A 13,455-nucleotide genomic window follows, 5' to 3' on the forward strand; every position below is an offset into this window, starting at 1 on the left:
ATACAACAAGGGCGACATGAGTCGCCCTTAATTTTTATTTATAACGAAAAGATTAACGTTTGTTACGTAGATAGCGCTTACGACGCTCTTCTTTGTTTTTCGCTTTCTCTTCCGCTTTACGCGCTTCTTCGATTTCCACTTCAATCAGTTCCTGAGTAATCATCTCAGGGTGCTCAAGGGTAATTTGCCCCAGAATACCTTGACGCAGTTCATGCAGAAGAATTTCGGACGCTTTGTGTAAATCAACACGACCACCGGCACGCAGCGCACCACGTTTGCGACCAATCTCTTCCATCCACTCAAGGTCAGACTCTGGCGATTCGTCAATGTTGTAACGTGCTTTCAATAGGTCAGGATAACGTTCAGCAAGGTATTCTACGGTGTAGAACGCCACTTCCTCATATTCCATTGCCGTATCTTTAATTGCGCCTGTCGCCGCTAAACGGAAACCACTGTGCGGGTTTTCCACTTTCGGCCATAAGATCCCCGGCGTATCAGAAAGCACAATACCGTTTTGCAGATTAATACGTTGCTGACGGCGAGTAACCGCAGGCTGGTTGCCAGTCTGAGCAATCGCACGACCTGCTAAACAGTTGATAATGGTTGATTTACCAACATTTGGAATACCCATGATCATGGTGCGAACGTTTTTGCCCAAAGCTTCGCGGTTTGGCGCTAACTTGCGGCACAACTCCATGATTTGCATCACTTCATTCTGGTTAGAAGTGGTAATCGCAATCGCCTTTACACCTTGTTCTTTCTCTAAGTGCTCAATCCAAAGCTGAGTCATTTCAGGATCAGCCAAGTCGCGCTTGTTCAGCACTTTTACACAAGGCTTTTCTTTGCGAAGTTTCGAAATAATCGGGTTTTCACTACTGAAAGGAATACGTGCGTCCAACACTTCGATGATCACATCGACTTGTGGAATAACTTCTTCGATCTCCTTGCGCGCTTTATGCATATGCCCAGGAAACCACTGAATATTGTTGTTAACCATTTGAATTTATTGCCTTAGTCTTCATCTGAAATGTGCGTTGCTATACAGCAAATCTAAGAAGTCAGATGATCATTGGTTAATTTGAATGGCGGCTATTGTACGCGAGATTGTTAGATGTATCCAACTCACCATTCAAGGCATGACCGAGTACAGATGCCGTCGTTTAGTAAAACACAATTGATTATTAATAAATTCCACTCAATTTATTGATAAATCTCATACCACTTTAGGGTAGTTTAAAAGCTCAATTGACCTACATCATGTATTAATTTACGCAGAAAAATAAAACTTCGCTTAGTTAAGAACCTAACCCTTAGGAATTATAATGAGCAAGTTGAAGCTAGTCGTTATCGGTAACGGGATGGTAGGTCACCGTTACATCGAAGATTTAGTCGAGAAAACCGATGTCTCTCAAATGGATATCACGGTTTTCTGTGAAGAGCCTCGCGTAGCATACGACCGTGTGCATTTGTCCTCTTACTTTTCACATCACACCGCGGATGAACTTTCTTTAGTTAAAGAAGGTTTCTATGAAAAGCACGGCATCAACATTCTTCTTGGTGAGCGTGCAATTAACGTTAACCGCGAAAACCGAATTGTGTATTCAAGCACTGGTCGTGAAATTCAATATGACAAGCTGATCCTTGCTACTGGTTCCTTCCCATTTGTTCCTCCTATTAAAGGTCATGAAAGTAAAGATTGCTTTGTATACCGTACAATTGAAGATTTGAAAGCAATCGAAGCTTGTGCGAAGAAAAGCAAGTCAGGTGTTGTTATCGGTGGCGGTCTGTTAGGCCTTGAAGCTGCGGGCGCTTTAAAAGCCTTGGGTGTGCAAACTCATGTTGTTGAGTTCGCGCCTAAATTGATGGCAGAACAATTAGATTTGGCTGGTGGTAATCAGTTACGCCAGAAAATAGAGCGTATGGGCGTACAAGTCCACACCAGCAAAAATACGTTGGAAATTGCACCAGAAGGCACAAGCGCACGTAACGTAATGCGTTTTGCTGATGGCACCGAGCTAGAAACCGACTTTGTGGTATTTTCCGCAGGTATTCGCCCGCAAGACAAACTTGCTCGTCAGATGAATCTGGATATCGCTCCTCGTGGTGGTGTAGCAATTAACGACCACTGCCAAACTTCAGATGAAAATATTTACGCGATTGGTGAATGTGCGTCTTGGAATCAAATGTTCTTCGGTCTTGTGGCTCCGGGTTACAAGATGGCGACAGTAGCGGTTGATCACTTACTTGGAAAAACGGAAAGCAAGTTCGAAGGTGCAGATATGTCTGCAAAACTGAAATTGCTTGGTGTGAAAGTCGGTTCTATCGGTGATGCGAATGGTCGCACTGAAGGTTGTAAAAGCTACGTTTACCAAAACGAAGAGCAAGAAGTTTACAAACGCCTGATCGTATCTAAAGACAACAAGAAATTACTTGGCGCTGTTATGGTTGGTGACACGTCTGACTATGGCGATTTGCTGCAGTTAATGCTGAATGAGATTGACTTGCCTGAACATCCAGACGCACTGATTCTGCCGGCTCATGCTGGTGCAGAAAAGCCAGCGTTAGGTGCAGATGCTCTGCCAGAAAGCGCGGTGATCTGTTCATGTTTTGATGTGACCAAAGGCAAGATCGCACAAGCGGTTGCCGATGGCCATCATACTCTTGCAGATATCAAAGCAGTAACTGGTGCAGGCACAGGCTGTGGTGGATGTGTTCCATTGGTCACTTCTGTTTTGAATGCCGAACTTGCTAAGTCTGGTATCGAAGTGAAGAGTGATGTGTGTGAGCACTTTGCTTACTCGCGCCAAGAGCTATTCCATCTTATCCGTATTGAAGAAATCAAAACCTACGATGAACTACTCGCCAAATATGGCAAAGGCTACGGCTGTGAAGTCTGTAAGCCGCTAGCAGGTTCTATTTTGGCGTCTTGCTGGGGTGAGCATATTCTGAAACCTCAGTTAGTGAAACTGCATGACACCAATGACAACTTCCTAGGCAACATCCAGAAAGACGGTACTTACTCTGTTATTCCTCGTATGGCGGGTGGTGAAGTAACACCACAAGCGTTAGGCGCTCTGGCTGCGGTAGCTGAAGAATACAAGCTTTACACCAAAGTGACCGGTGCTCAACGTATTGGTCTGTTTGGTGCGCAAAAAGATGATTTACCTGAGATCTGGCGCAAGCTGATTGAAGCTGGTTTTGAAACGGGTCAAGCGTATGCCAAAGCACTACGTATGGCGAAGACTTGTGTGGGCTCTACTTGGTGTCGTTACGGAGTTCAGGATTCTGTTGGTTTAGGTTCGTTGCTTGAAAACCGTTACAAAGGCATTCGTACTCCTCACAAGATGAAGTTTGGTGTGTCTGGCTGTACTCGTGAATGTGCGGAAGCTCAAGGTAAAGACTTAGGCATTATCGCGACAGACGCAGGCTGGAACATGTACGTGTGTGGTAACGGTGGTATGAAGCCTCGCCATGCCGATCTTTTAGCAAGCGACCTAGACAAAGAAACGCTGCTCAAGTACATCGACCGTTTCATGATGTTCTATATCCGTACGGCTGCGCCACTGCAACGCACATCGGTTTGGATGGATAACATGGAAGGTGGTGTGGACTACCTGCGTAAAGTGATTGTTGAAGACAAGCTAGGCATCAATGTTCAACTTGAAGCTGATTTAGAGAAGTTAGTGGATGAGTTCGAATGTGAGTGGGCTGCGACCATCAATGATAAATCACAGCTGACTCGTTTTGCTCACTTTATTAACTCAGACCAGCGTGATGAAAACGTTGTGTTTGTGCCAGAGCGCGAGCAACACCGCCCAGCCACCTTCACGGAAAAGCATCCTGAAGCGAAAGGCGACATTTTGCACGTAGCTGCGACAGAAGCATAAGGGAAGGTTAGATATGTCATTTGAAAAAATTTGCCAAATTAGCGACATCATTCCGGGTACAGGCGTTTGTGCGCTGGTGAACGGTGAGCAAGTTGCTGTGTTTCGTCCTACTGATGCCGAAGAAGTGTTTGCTATCAGTAATACCGACCCGTTTTACCAATCGAACTTGCTGTCTCGCGGTTTAATTTGTGAGCACAAAGGCGAACTTTGGGTAGCAAGCCCGCTGAAAAAGCAGCGCTTCAACTTAGCGACAGGTGTGTGCATGGAAGATGAACGTTTTAGCGTGAAGTCTTACCAAGCGCGAGTCACCAAAGGCGAAGTTGAAATCGCAGCCTAACTGATTGATGCCCCTCTCAATGGGAGGGGCAGATTCAATAGGCAAAGGCTTTAGTCGAGAATCCGTTTGAAAGCCTTTCTCTATTTAATCTTCCGTTTTACACATTTTTATATTTTAAATTTTAGGAGATCCACATGTCTGCATTAAAACCTGTAGAGTTTGTCCAAACCATGATCGACATTGGTGAGGCAAAAGTAAAAACTAGCACTCGTGACCTTATTTTACGTGGCATGATGGCAGGTGTGATTTTGTCGTTAGCGGTTGTTGTTGCGATTACAACGATTGTTCAAACAGGCTTGGGCGTTGTAGGCGCACTCGTGTTCCCTGTGGGCTTCTGTATTCTGAGCTTAATGGGCTATGACCTAGTTACAGGAGTGTTTGGCATTGCACCACTGGCTAAATTTGAAAACCGCCCTGGTATCACTTGGGGTCGCGTTCTTCGTTGTTGGGGACTTGTTGGTTTCGGTAACCTTGTAGGTTCATTGATCGTGGCTGGTTTAATCGCACTCTCTTTAACTATGAACTTTAGCGTAGAGCCAAATGCCGTTGGTCAAAAATTCATTGCTGTTGCAACAGCTCGTACAGTAGGTTTTGAAAACCTAGGTGCTGATGGTTGGATTACCTGTTTTGTGCGCGGTATCCTTTGTAACCTAATGGTGTGCCTAGGTGTCATCGGTAATATGACCGCACGTTCTGTTGCTGGCAAAATTGCAGCAATGTGGCTCCCAATCTTCATTTTCTTCGCTTTGGTATTTGAACACGCAGTCGTAAACATGTTCCTGTTCCCACTAGGTATGATGCTAGGTGCGGATTTCGGCGTGGCAACTTGGTTGAACTTCAACCTAATCCCAACCATTCTTGGCAACATCGTAGGTGGTCTGGTATTTACTTGTATCCCTCTATACCTAACTCACGCGAAAACAGCGCCAGCATTAAGTGCAGAAACTGAAGTAAACGCAGAAGTAGCACTCAGCAAATAATGTTTATGGGCTCTGTCATTAAAGTGATGGAGCCTTTTTTAATACAGATTTTTGGCTATAAAAAGCAGTGACTTGCATAACCGACGAGTGCCTCTTTTTATATCCAAATTTGAAACGGCAGGCGTTGCTATGAATACAGATATCACTGTGAACAACCTTGATTTAAAAACGGGTTTTGTCTCTCTTGTAGGTGCAGGGCCAGGTGACCCAGATTTGTTGACCGTGAAAGGATATCGAGTCATTCAACAGGCGGAAGTTGTCGTGTATGACCGTTTGGTGTCAGAGCAAATCCTAGCCTTAGCAGATGAAAGTGCAGAGCTAATCTATGTCGGCAAAAAGCTCGACTATCACTGTGTTCCTCAAGATCAAATCAATCAAATTCTGGTGCAGAAAGCACAAGAAGGTAAGCGTGTTGTGCGTTTAAAGGGCGGTGACTCGTTTATCTTTGGTCGTGGCGGTGAAGAGTTAGAAGAGCTTGCGGAATATGGCATTGCCTACGAAGTGGTTCCGGGAATTACCGCTGCGGCTGGCGCAACGGCTTATGCTGGCATTCCGCTCACTCATAGAGATCATGCGCAAAGTGTTCAGTTTATTACTGGTCATGTGCAAAAAGATGGCCGTGAAATTGAATGGCAATCTCTGGCGCAATCAAACAACACGTTGGTGTTTTATATGGGTTTAAAACAGAGCGGTCATATCATGGAAAACCTGATTGCTCACGGTTTAGACCCACAGATCTCGTGTGCGATTATTGAAAACGGCACACGACCAGAGCAGCGTGTATTCCAAGGCCCACTCAGTGAATTAGCCCAACTCGCAGAACAAGCTCAAAGTCCCGCACTGATTGTGGTGGGTAGTGTCACCGAGCTGCACAACAAATTGGATTGGTTTAACAAATAACAGCGTTCAGTTTTACTCGTTCGACGCTAATGCTTATATCGAGTTTCTTAAGCAAACAGAATGAAGTGTTGTATGTTGATGTAATCCACAAGTCTGATAAAAAATTGATTAATATTCATTGAGATAATGGATTTTGAACAAATTTGTGCTTTGATTAATTCTCATAAATAAGATTGGATATCAACGGGAATTGTGATGAACACAAGGATAGGTTCTTCGTTAATCTCTTTGCTCTGCATTTTCTTTGTAGGCTGTGGTGATGAAGATAAATACACAGGCTGGGGCGACACTCTCTCTTCAAACAATATTAATGCCTTCACCAAGCAGCATCCATCCAGCGGCGGGATCATGAATGATCTGACACGAACAAAGTTAAAAATGGCAGAGCTTAAGCACTCTGGCCTTGAAACGGATAAGTCGATAGCTCAGATAAAGCAAACCTTCCTAGATTTTAACTATGTTGTATTGGAATTCGATCGCCTTAAAAAATCAGAAGGCGGATCACTTGAAGCTAATCAAGCGCTGCTGGATAAAATTGCTGTTGCCCGTTCGGGAATGACTCATGCTGAGCTAACTCATGCCGTTAATGTGGCAATGAAAGAGTTGGATAGCCTGTAGAGGCAACTGCTTTGAAACGCCGAATCTATACCACCTCCTATGCTTTAATTGCTGTTGCTTTCTCATCAAGTTTATAAACGGTTTGTCTTTAATGGTTTACAGGCATTTTGTGCTTCTCGGTAATTAAGTTACTGTACGTCAAGATAACTTTTCACAACTTGAGAAAGTCAGACAACAAGGAAGCAGTATGAATTCACGAAAAGTCGCGATTATCACCGGTGGTGGGCGAGGTATTGGCGCAGAGACAGCAAAACTCTTTGCTCGCCAAGGTTATGTGGTATGCATCAACTACAAATCAAATGCCGATGCGGCGGCAAGTGTTGTGGAAGATATTGTGGTAATGGGCGGTCAATGTATTGCGGTACAGGCTGATGTCTCCCAAGAGGCAGATGTTATGCGTCTGTTTGAAACCGTTGATAAAGAGTTGGGTACACTCGCGGTTCTCGTTAACAACGCAGGGATTTTGCAAAAGCAGACGCGTCTGGATGAGATGAGCGCTGAGAGAATCAACGCTATCCTTTGTAATAATGTCACCAGTTATTTTCTCTGTTGCCGAGAAGCCGTTAAACGCATGTCTACCCTTCATGGTGGGCAGGGTGGTGTGATTGTGAATGTATCATCAACCGCCTCTCGTTCTGGTTCCCCAAATGAATATATCGATTACGCTGCATCGAAAGGCGCGATAGATACTCTGACGAAAGGTTTATCACTTGAAGTGGCGGCTGAAGGTATTCGCGTTAACTGCGTCCGACCCGGATTAATTCATACCGACATGCATGCTGATGGCGGTGAGCCTGAGCGAATTGAACGATTGAAATCCAAAATCCCGCTCCAACGAGGTGGTTTACCCGAAGAAGTAGCAGAAGCTATCTACTGGTTAGCTTCAGAAAAGTCATCATTTTCTACAGGTAACTTTTTGGATCTTGCTGGTGGTTTGTGAGCGGTTAGGTGAATAAATGAAACAAGTGAAAGATTGTCAGAGTGCACATTCATTGACTGTCTTGAGTAGTAAATGTTAACAGCGTCATAAAATCAAATAGATAACCGTTATCTATTTAGCTGAGAGATATTCGTTTAACCATGGTTATTTTTTAAGTTTTATTGAGTTCTGTTTCATATCGGTTTTAGGGTTGTTTTAACTTTCGATCTTCTTTGGTGTTTATTTGTTGCACATTATTTGTGTTTCTTCGAAATATGTATCTAGGTATTACCATATAGGTAGTGCTATGTGCTTTTGAGTGGTGGATTTAATAGAATCAAACGTTGAAAATGGGCTGAAATTATAATTTTTAGAAAGCCTTTGGAACCAACATCTTTGATTATGGAGTTACCATGAGTAACCAAGCATTAAATCAAGCGTCATCACCTAAGCCGAGTGGTATGGATCGCTTTCTTAATTTTATTGAACGGGCAGGCAATAAGATCCCTGATCCTGCCATTTTATTTTTTTGGGCCCTTGTTATTACTTGGGTTGCATCCGCACTTTTATCAAACGTTTCGTTCGACCTTGTAAACCCAAGAACAGGCGAGGCACTGGTAATCAAGAACCTGCTTACTGGTGAGTCTTTAGCGAATTTCCTTGCGAGTATGGTAACAACGTTCACGGGCTTTGCACCGCTAGGCATCGTGTTGGTTGCGATGTTAGGTGTCGGTGTTGCCGACTCTTCAGGCTTTATCACTACTGGCCTGAAGAAGATGCTGAACTTTACGCCAGCGAAACTGTTAACGCCGATGCTGATTCTGGTAGCGATTGTGTCACACACCGCAGCAGACGCTGGTTACGTACTGGTTATTCCTCTTGGTGGTATCATTTTCCACGCAGCGGGTCGCCATCCTTTAGCTGGTATTGCAGCGGCATTTGCTGGTGTTTCTGGTGGCTTCTCGGCTAACTTTATCCCTTCTGGTATCGACCCATTGCTAGCGGGTTTCACTCAGACGGCAGCGCAAGTTCTTGACCCTGAATACGTGGTGAACCCTCTGGCCAATATCATCTTTACTGGCCTTTCATCTGTTGTTGTTGTCGCTATTGGTTGGTACGTAACCGAGAAAATCATCGAACCTCGTTTGGCAAACACGCCAATCGATGAAGATGCGGAAAAAGCACCGGATCTTGCGTCTTTCACTGAGCTAGAATCAAAAGCTTTCCGTTACGCAGGTTGGGCAATGGTTGCTGGTATCGCGCTTCTTGTTGCAGCGCTAATGCCTGAAAACTCAGCTTTGCGCTCGCCTGATGGTCAAATTACTGCGTTTTCTGCGCCAATTATGAAGTCTATTGTTCCGTTGATCTTCATCCTGTTTATCATTCCAGGTTATGTCTACGGTCGAGTTTCTGGCACGTTTAAAACCAGTAATGACATCATCAAAGCAATGGCAACGACTATGTCTACCATGGGCGCATACATCGTAATGTCGTTCTTCTGTGCACAGTTCCTATCGGTTTTCGCACAATCAAACATCGGTACTATGCTAGCGTTGTACGGCGCGGAAGGTTTGAAAGCAATGAACCTGCCGGGTGAAGCAACAATTGTGGGTATGATCCTTCTGACTGCTTCAGTAAACCTGATTATCGGTTCTGCGTCTGCGAAATGGGCATTGATTGGTCCAATCCTAGTGCCAATGTTAATGGCTGTTGGTATCTCACCTGAGCTTTCTCAAGCGGCTTACCGTGTGGGTGATTCAGTATCTAACATCATTTCACCTCTGATGGTGTTCTTCCCACTAGTGGTGGTTTACTGCCAACGTTACGTGAAATCAACAGGTATTGGTACTCTGGCTTCTCTGATGATGCCATTCTCAATCGCCATGTTGATTGGTTGGACTGCCTTCTTGCTTGCTTACTGGGCGGTGGGCATTCCACTAGGTATTCAAGCACCTTACGAATACGTAATGTAATTGCTTTGAATTGAATGAGAAAAGCCTGCACTTTACGATGTGAAGTGCGGGTTTTTTCTCTTCTGGCAAGTAAATAGAGTTAAATATACGGTGTCTCTCATTCAGTAATTCTGACGAATGCTTTTTGTATCAAAGCAACAAAATGAAAATATTTAATGCATGAAAAATCACTCTTAATCATCCCAAATACGACATATTTTATTGCTCTCTAAAGTGAAAAGGTAAAAATATTCGGAAATATTTATATCTATTTGACCTAATCGGTGTATAGTGCACGCAGCTCTTAAACGTGAGCTATTTATGAAATGTTTAGTTCAAGTCTCTTCTCAGTTTTCTTTCGATCGATTTCGTTATACTACTCCTGCGGCAACTTATTCTTCATCTTCCATCAAATAGCCTCGATTTTGGATTTTATGATGATTAACGAGGTATTTATTATGTCTAATAAAGCAACTGGTTCAGTAAAGTGGTTTAACGAAACAAAAGGTTTTGGTTTCATTTCTCAAGACAATGGCGGTCCAGACCTATTTGTTCACTTCAATTCTATCGTTTCAGAAGGTTTTAAAACTTTAGCTGAAGGACAGAAAGTAACATTTAGCGTTGAGCAGGGTGCTAAAGGCGCTCAAGCTACTAACGTTTTAGCAGCTTAAGTTAGCTCTTGAAATAAATAAGCACGAGTTGCTTATTTAAATGGAAGAAAAACGAGTAGGATAAAAATATTTCGATAAGTTTTTATCCTAAATTCACGCAAGTGAACACCTTATTTTTAATGACCTGAATAGTCTATTTAATCGATATTTTTAAATTTATTTTATTTAGATGTAACTATGATTCTTATTTCGTTGTAACTAAATTTTTATTCTTGTTTATAAATTATAAATATCAAAGTGAATATCTTTTAAAAATGCTTTTCAGTATAGGAATAGTGAATGAGAAAAAGACGAGATAAAGTTGCAAAGAAAGCTTGGAAAAGTGGCTATGAAGCAAAATTTGCGCAAATGGTAGGTGAATACCATAGTGCAAAAGAGACTCTTGAAACGATGACGGCTGGTTCCGATGAATTCAAGGCGCAAGAAAAACTCTGTGAATCTCTTTTCGCTAGTGCTGAACGCTTCTTTAAGCAGCACCAATAACTCAAGATTGATTTGCCACAGTCTCGCTTGATCTTGTGGCTTTCTATCCCTAACTCCCCCCTCATTTATTTGCACTTCTAGTTAATCCAACTAACGATTAGCAAGGTTTCCAACAGAATTAAGTGCAAAATCATGCGTCAAACTCATACACTTTTTAATATGTAAATGTAGCCGCCAGTTCAGGCCCTTAGCTCAATTCTCGCGCTATGCCTTAAATCGAGCAGCTTTTCAGTTACGTAAAATGGATATTGGATGTACCTATCCTACGTTCAGTGAAGGTAATTCGTAGTCATAGTCTATGGATTCGTAGTCTCTTAGATGCTGTTTATAGTAGTTAGGAAAATTTTCCTGAATATTTATTGTTGGGATCCCGCTTTTTTACTTTTCTTGAAAAGTAATGTGAACGCTATCACTAGATGCTTTTTCCTTGCGGTCAAACGCCGTTGTCTTTATCTCATACCAACCCTATCCTCAGTCTGCTACTTAAAACAAAGGACTGAAAGCCTATGAACAACAAGAATAAGGTATTTTCGCTGGCGGTAACCACTTTGCTTACTGCTGGAATTTCTGCCAAAAGCTTAGCTGCTGATGTGACTGTTTGGGCCTGGGACCCAAACTTCAATGTGGCTGCCATGAATGAAGCTGCCGATCGCTATAAGAAAATCGACCCTAGTTTTAATCTCAAGGTTATTGATTCAGGCAAGGAAGACATTGAACAAAAACTACATACCATGCTGGCCTCCGGTGTTACTAGTTCGTTGCCCGATATTGTCTTAATTGAAGATTACAATGCTCAGAAGTATTTGCAGGCTTACCCAGGCTCTTTTCTGCCGCTGCAGGAGCAAATCGACTACAGCCAGTTTGCACCATATAAAGTTAAAGTGATGACCATTGGTGACAAAGTGTATGGCATTCCTTTTGACTCTGGTGTCGCTGGAATGTTTTACCGAAGTGATTATCTAGAGAAAGCAGGCTATACCCACAAAGATTTGGTTAATATTTCGTGGGACAGGTTTATTGAAATCGGTAAAGACGTCAAAGCTAAGACTGGTATTAGTATGCTCACATATGACATCAATGACGTAGTGTTACCTCACATCATGATGCAGTCAGGTGGTGAATGGTTCTTTACTCCTGAAGGAGAGATGAACATCGCTAATAACCAAGCGCTTAAAGAGACGCTAAAAACCATCAAAGCTATCAATGAGGCTAAAATTACTCGCCCAACATCAGGTTGGTCTAGTTTTGTCGGCAGCTTTAACGCGGGTCAGGTGGCGACAGTAACGTCTGGTGTTTGGATCATGGGTTCAATTAAAGCCGTTGAGGAGCAAAAAGGTAAATGGCGAGTGGCACCAATCCCAAGTCTTAATCTACCTAATGCAAAACATGCTTCCAACCAAGGTGGTTCAAGTTGGTATGTGCTAAGTACCAGCAAAGATAAAGAAGCTGCTATCAATTTCCTCAAAAAAACATTCGCAGCTGATGACGACATGTACCAAACCTTGCTAGTTGAACGTGGTGCTTTGGCCACATATTTGCCAGCAAGTGTGGGATATGCCTATACAGTCGAAGATGCGTTCTTCTCTGGGCAACCTGTTTTCTCTGATTTCTCCAAGTGGGTAGCAGAAATTCCGCAAGTTTCTTATGGCATGTACACACAAGAAGTAGACAACGCTATCTCTGCTGAAATTCCCGCTCTTCTATCCGGTGATTCGGTTGATGAAGTGTTAAAACGCGTCGAAACCGCACTTAAATACCAACTGATGTAAACCAGTTCGGCTTGGGGGGCGTCCCCAAGCCTCTTCAATCCGATTAAATGGTGTAACCATGCATAAATCCAAGATGCACAGGCTGTATGACATTAACGGCTGGGCTTTTGTCGCAACTGCCGTGGGTTTAATTGCCTTAATGACTCTCTATCCGATTGGAAAGTCGCTTTGGTTATCATTGCATTCCGGTCGTGGGGTAATATTAGAATTTTCAGGCGTCTCTAACGTGATCAGGCTTTTTTATGATCCCATGTTTAAAAAAGCCCTTTGGAATACTCTGACATTTCTAGCCATTCAAGTACCGATCATGATCTTCCTTTCTCTGGCGGTCTCATCGTGTTTGAATTCATCTAAATTAAGGTACAAACAGTGGTTCCGATTGGCTATTTTCTTGCCTTGCGTAACTTCTTTGGTGGCTTACTCAATACTGTTTAAGAGTATGTTTGAGCTCGATGGCGTTGTGAACTCGGTCTTGATGGCGATTCACATCATTTCTGAACCGATTCCGTGGTTAGCCGACCCATTCTGGGCGAAAGTAACGGTTATCATCGCAATTACTTGGCGTTGGACTGGTTACAACATGATCTTCTTTCTGTCGGCGATGCAGAATATTGATAAGTCGATATATGAAGCAGCTCGAATTGACGGTGTGAGTCCAATAAAGCAGTTCTTCTTCATCACCGTTCCATTACTGAAACCCGTGATCTTATTTACTACGGTAACTTCCACCATAGGTACGCTTCAGTTATTTGATGAAGCAATGAACATCACTAATGGCGGGCCTGCGAACTCAACGATGACTTTGTCACTCTATATCTACAACTTATCATTTTCTTATGTGCCGAACTTCGGTTACGCGGCCACAGTTTCTTATGTGATTGTTGTGCTATCGGCGATTCTCGCTGTCGTGCAATTTAAAGCTGCGAGGAACAAGTAATC

The 13,455-nt window shown here is 43.2% G+C and carries 12 protein-coding genes; 11 read left to right on the plus strand and 1 reads right to left on the minus strand.

Annotated features, from left to right (window positions below; translation table 11 throughout):
* Positions 1 to 52: 52 nt before the first annotated feature.
* Positions 53 to 997 (minus strand): ribosome biogenesis GTPase YlqF, encoded by a 945-nt coding sequence (gene ylqF / locus ACRQQK_RS01920; protein ID WP_042482908.1) that lies wholly within the window; start codon positions 995 to 997, stop codon positions 53 to 55.
* Positions 998 to 1,322: 325 nt separating this feature from the next.
* Between ylqF and nirB the strand changes: the two genes are divergently transcribed.
* From nirB to ACRQQK_RS01975, 11 genes are all read left to right on the plus strand, one after another.
* Positions 1,323 to 3,887, plus strand: coding sequence for a nitrite reductase large subunit NirB (nirB, locus tag ACRQQK_RS01925; RefSeq protein WP_457509806.1), 2,565 nt, complete (start codon positions 1,323 to 1,325; stop codon positions 3,885 to 3,887).
* A gap of 13 nt (positions 3,888 to 3,900) precedes the next feature.
* Complete coding sequence (gene nirD / locus ACRQQK_RS01930) at positions 3,901 to 4,224, plus strand: nitrite reductase small subunit NirD (protein ID WP_457509808.1); 324 nt, start codon at positions 3,901 to 3,903, stop codon at positions 4,222 to 4,224.
* Between the two features lie 134 nt (positions 4,225 to 4,358).
* On the plus strand, positions 4,359 to 5,204 hold the full coding sequence (locus ACRQQK_RS01935) for a formate/nitrite transporter family protein (RefSeq protein WP_430525192.1): 846 nt from the start codon (positions 4,359 to 4,361) through the stop codon (positions 5,202 to 5,204).
* 129 nt (positions 5,205 to 5,333) lie between these two features.
* A complete protein-coding gene (gene cobA / locus ACRQQK_RS01940; RefSeq protein WP_457509810.1) occupies positions 5,334 to 6,104 on the plus strand; it encodes a uroporphyrinogen-III C-methyltransferase in 771 nt (256 codons plus the stop codon).
* 195 nt (positions 6,105 to 6,299) lie between these two features.
* Positions 6,300 to 6,722 carry a hypothetical protein gene (locus ACRQQK_RS01945; RefSeq protein ID WP_457509812.1) on the plus strand — a complete coding sequence of 141 codons (423 nt, stop codon included), beginning with the start codon at positions 6,300 to 6,302 and terminating at the stop codon, positions 6,720 to 6,722.
* A 187-nt stretch (positions 6,723 to 6,909) separates the two neighbouring features.
* Positions 6,910 to 7,662 carry an SDR family oxidoreductase gene (locus ACRQQK_RS01950; RefSeq protein WP_457509814.1) on the plus strand — a complete coding sequence of 251 codons (753 nt, stop codon included), beginning with the start codon at positions 6,910 to 6,912 and terminating at the stop codon, positions 7,660 to 7,662.
* A gap of 392 nt (positions 7,663 to 8,054) precedes the next feature.
* Positions 8,055 to 9,614: an AbgT family transporter gene (locus ACRQQK_RS01955; RefSeq protein ID WP_457509816.1), complete on the plus strand. Its 1,560-nt coding sequence runs from the start codon at positions 8,055 to 8,057 to the stop codon at positions 9,612 to 9,614.
* Between the two features lie 437 nt (positions 9,615 to 10,051).
* Complete coding sequence (locus ACRQQK_RS01960) at positions 10,052 to 10,264, plus strand: cold-shock protein (protein ID WP_102942271.1); 213 nt, start codon at positions 10,052 to 10,054, stop codon at positions 10,262 to 10,264.
* 279 nt (positions 10,265 to 10,543) lie between these two features.
* Complete coding sequence (locus tag ACRQQK_RS01965) at positions 10,544 to 10,747, plus strand: hypothetical protein (protein ID WP_457509818.1); 204 nt, start codon at positions 10,544 to 10,546, stop codon at positions 10,745 to 10,747.
* Positions 10,748 to 11,253: 506 nt separating this feature from the next.
* Positions 11,254 to 12,516 (plus strand): extracellular solute-binding protein, encoded by a 1,263-nt coding sequence (locus ACRQQK_RS01970; RefSeq protein ID WP_457509820.1) that lies wholly within the window; start codon positions 11,254 to 11,256, stop codon positions 12,514 to 12,516.
* Between the two features lie 58 nt (positions 12,517 to 12,574).
* On the plus strand, positions 12,575 to 13,453 hold the full coding sequence (locus ACRQQK_RS01975) for a carbohydrate ABC transporter permease (RefSeq protein WP_457509822.1): 879 nt from the start codon (positions 12,575 to 12,577) through the stop codon (positions 13,451 to 13,453).
* Positions 13,454 to 13,455: the final 2 nt, after the last annotated feature.

It is taken from the genome of Vibrio sp. C8, from assembly GCF_054051265.1.

Excerpts from the sequence above, each read along its gene's own strand:
- ylqF (WP_042482908.1), bottom strand. The coding sequence starts at position 997 with ATGGTTAACAACAATATTCAGTGGTTTCCTGGGCATATGCATAAAGCG.
- nirB (WP_457509806.1), top strand. The coding sequence starts at position 1,323 with ATGAGCAAGTTGAAGCTAGTCGTTATCGGTAACGGGATGGTAGGTCAC.
- nirD (WP_457509808.1), top strand. The coding sequence starts at position 3,901 with ATGTCATTTGAAAAAATTTGCCAAATTAGCGACATCATTCCGGGTACA.
- ACRQQK_RS01935 (WP_430525192.1), top strand. The coding sequence starts at position 4,359 with ATGTCTGCATTAAAACCTGTAGAGTTTGTCCAAACCATGATCGACATT.
- cobA (WP_457509810.1), top strand. The coding sequence starts at position 5,334 with ATGAATACAGATATCACTGTGAACAACCTTGATTTAAAAACGGGTTTT.
- ACRQQK_RS01945 (WP_457509812.1), top strand. The coding sequence starts at position 6,300 with ATGAACACAAGGATAGGTTCTTCGTTAATCTCTTTGCTCTGCATTTTC.
- ACRQQK_RS01950 (WP_457509814.1), top strand. The coding sequence starts at position 6,910 with ATGAATTCACGAAAAGTCGCGATTATCACCGGTGGTGGGCGAGGTATT.
- ACRQQK_RS01955 (WP_457509816.1), top strand. The coding sequence starts at position 8,055 with ATGAGTAACCAAGCATTAAATCAAGCGTCATCACCTAAGCCGAGTGGT.
- ACRQQK_RS01960 (WP_102942271.1), top strand. The coding sequence starts at position 10,052 with ATGTCTAATAAAGCAACTGGTTCAGTAAAGTGGTTTAACGAAACAAAA.
- ACRQQK_RS01965 (WP_457509818.1), top strand. The coding sequence starts at position 10,544 with ATGAGAAAAAGACGAGATAAAGTTGCAAAGAAAGCTTGGAAAAGTGGC.
- ACRQQK_RS01970 (WP_457509820.1), top strand. The coding sequence starts at position 11,254 with ATGAACAACAAGAATAAGGTATTTTCGCTGGCGGTAACCACTTTGCTT.
- ACRQQK_RS01975 (WP_457509822.1), top strand. The coding sequence starts at position 12,575 with ATGCATAAATCCAAGATGCACAGGCTGTATGACATTAACGGCTGGGCT.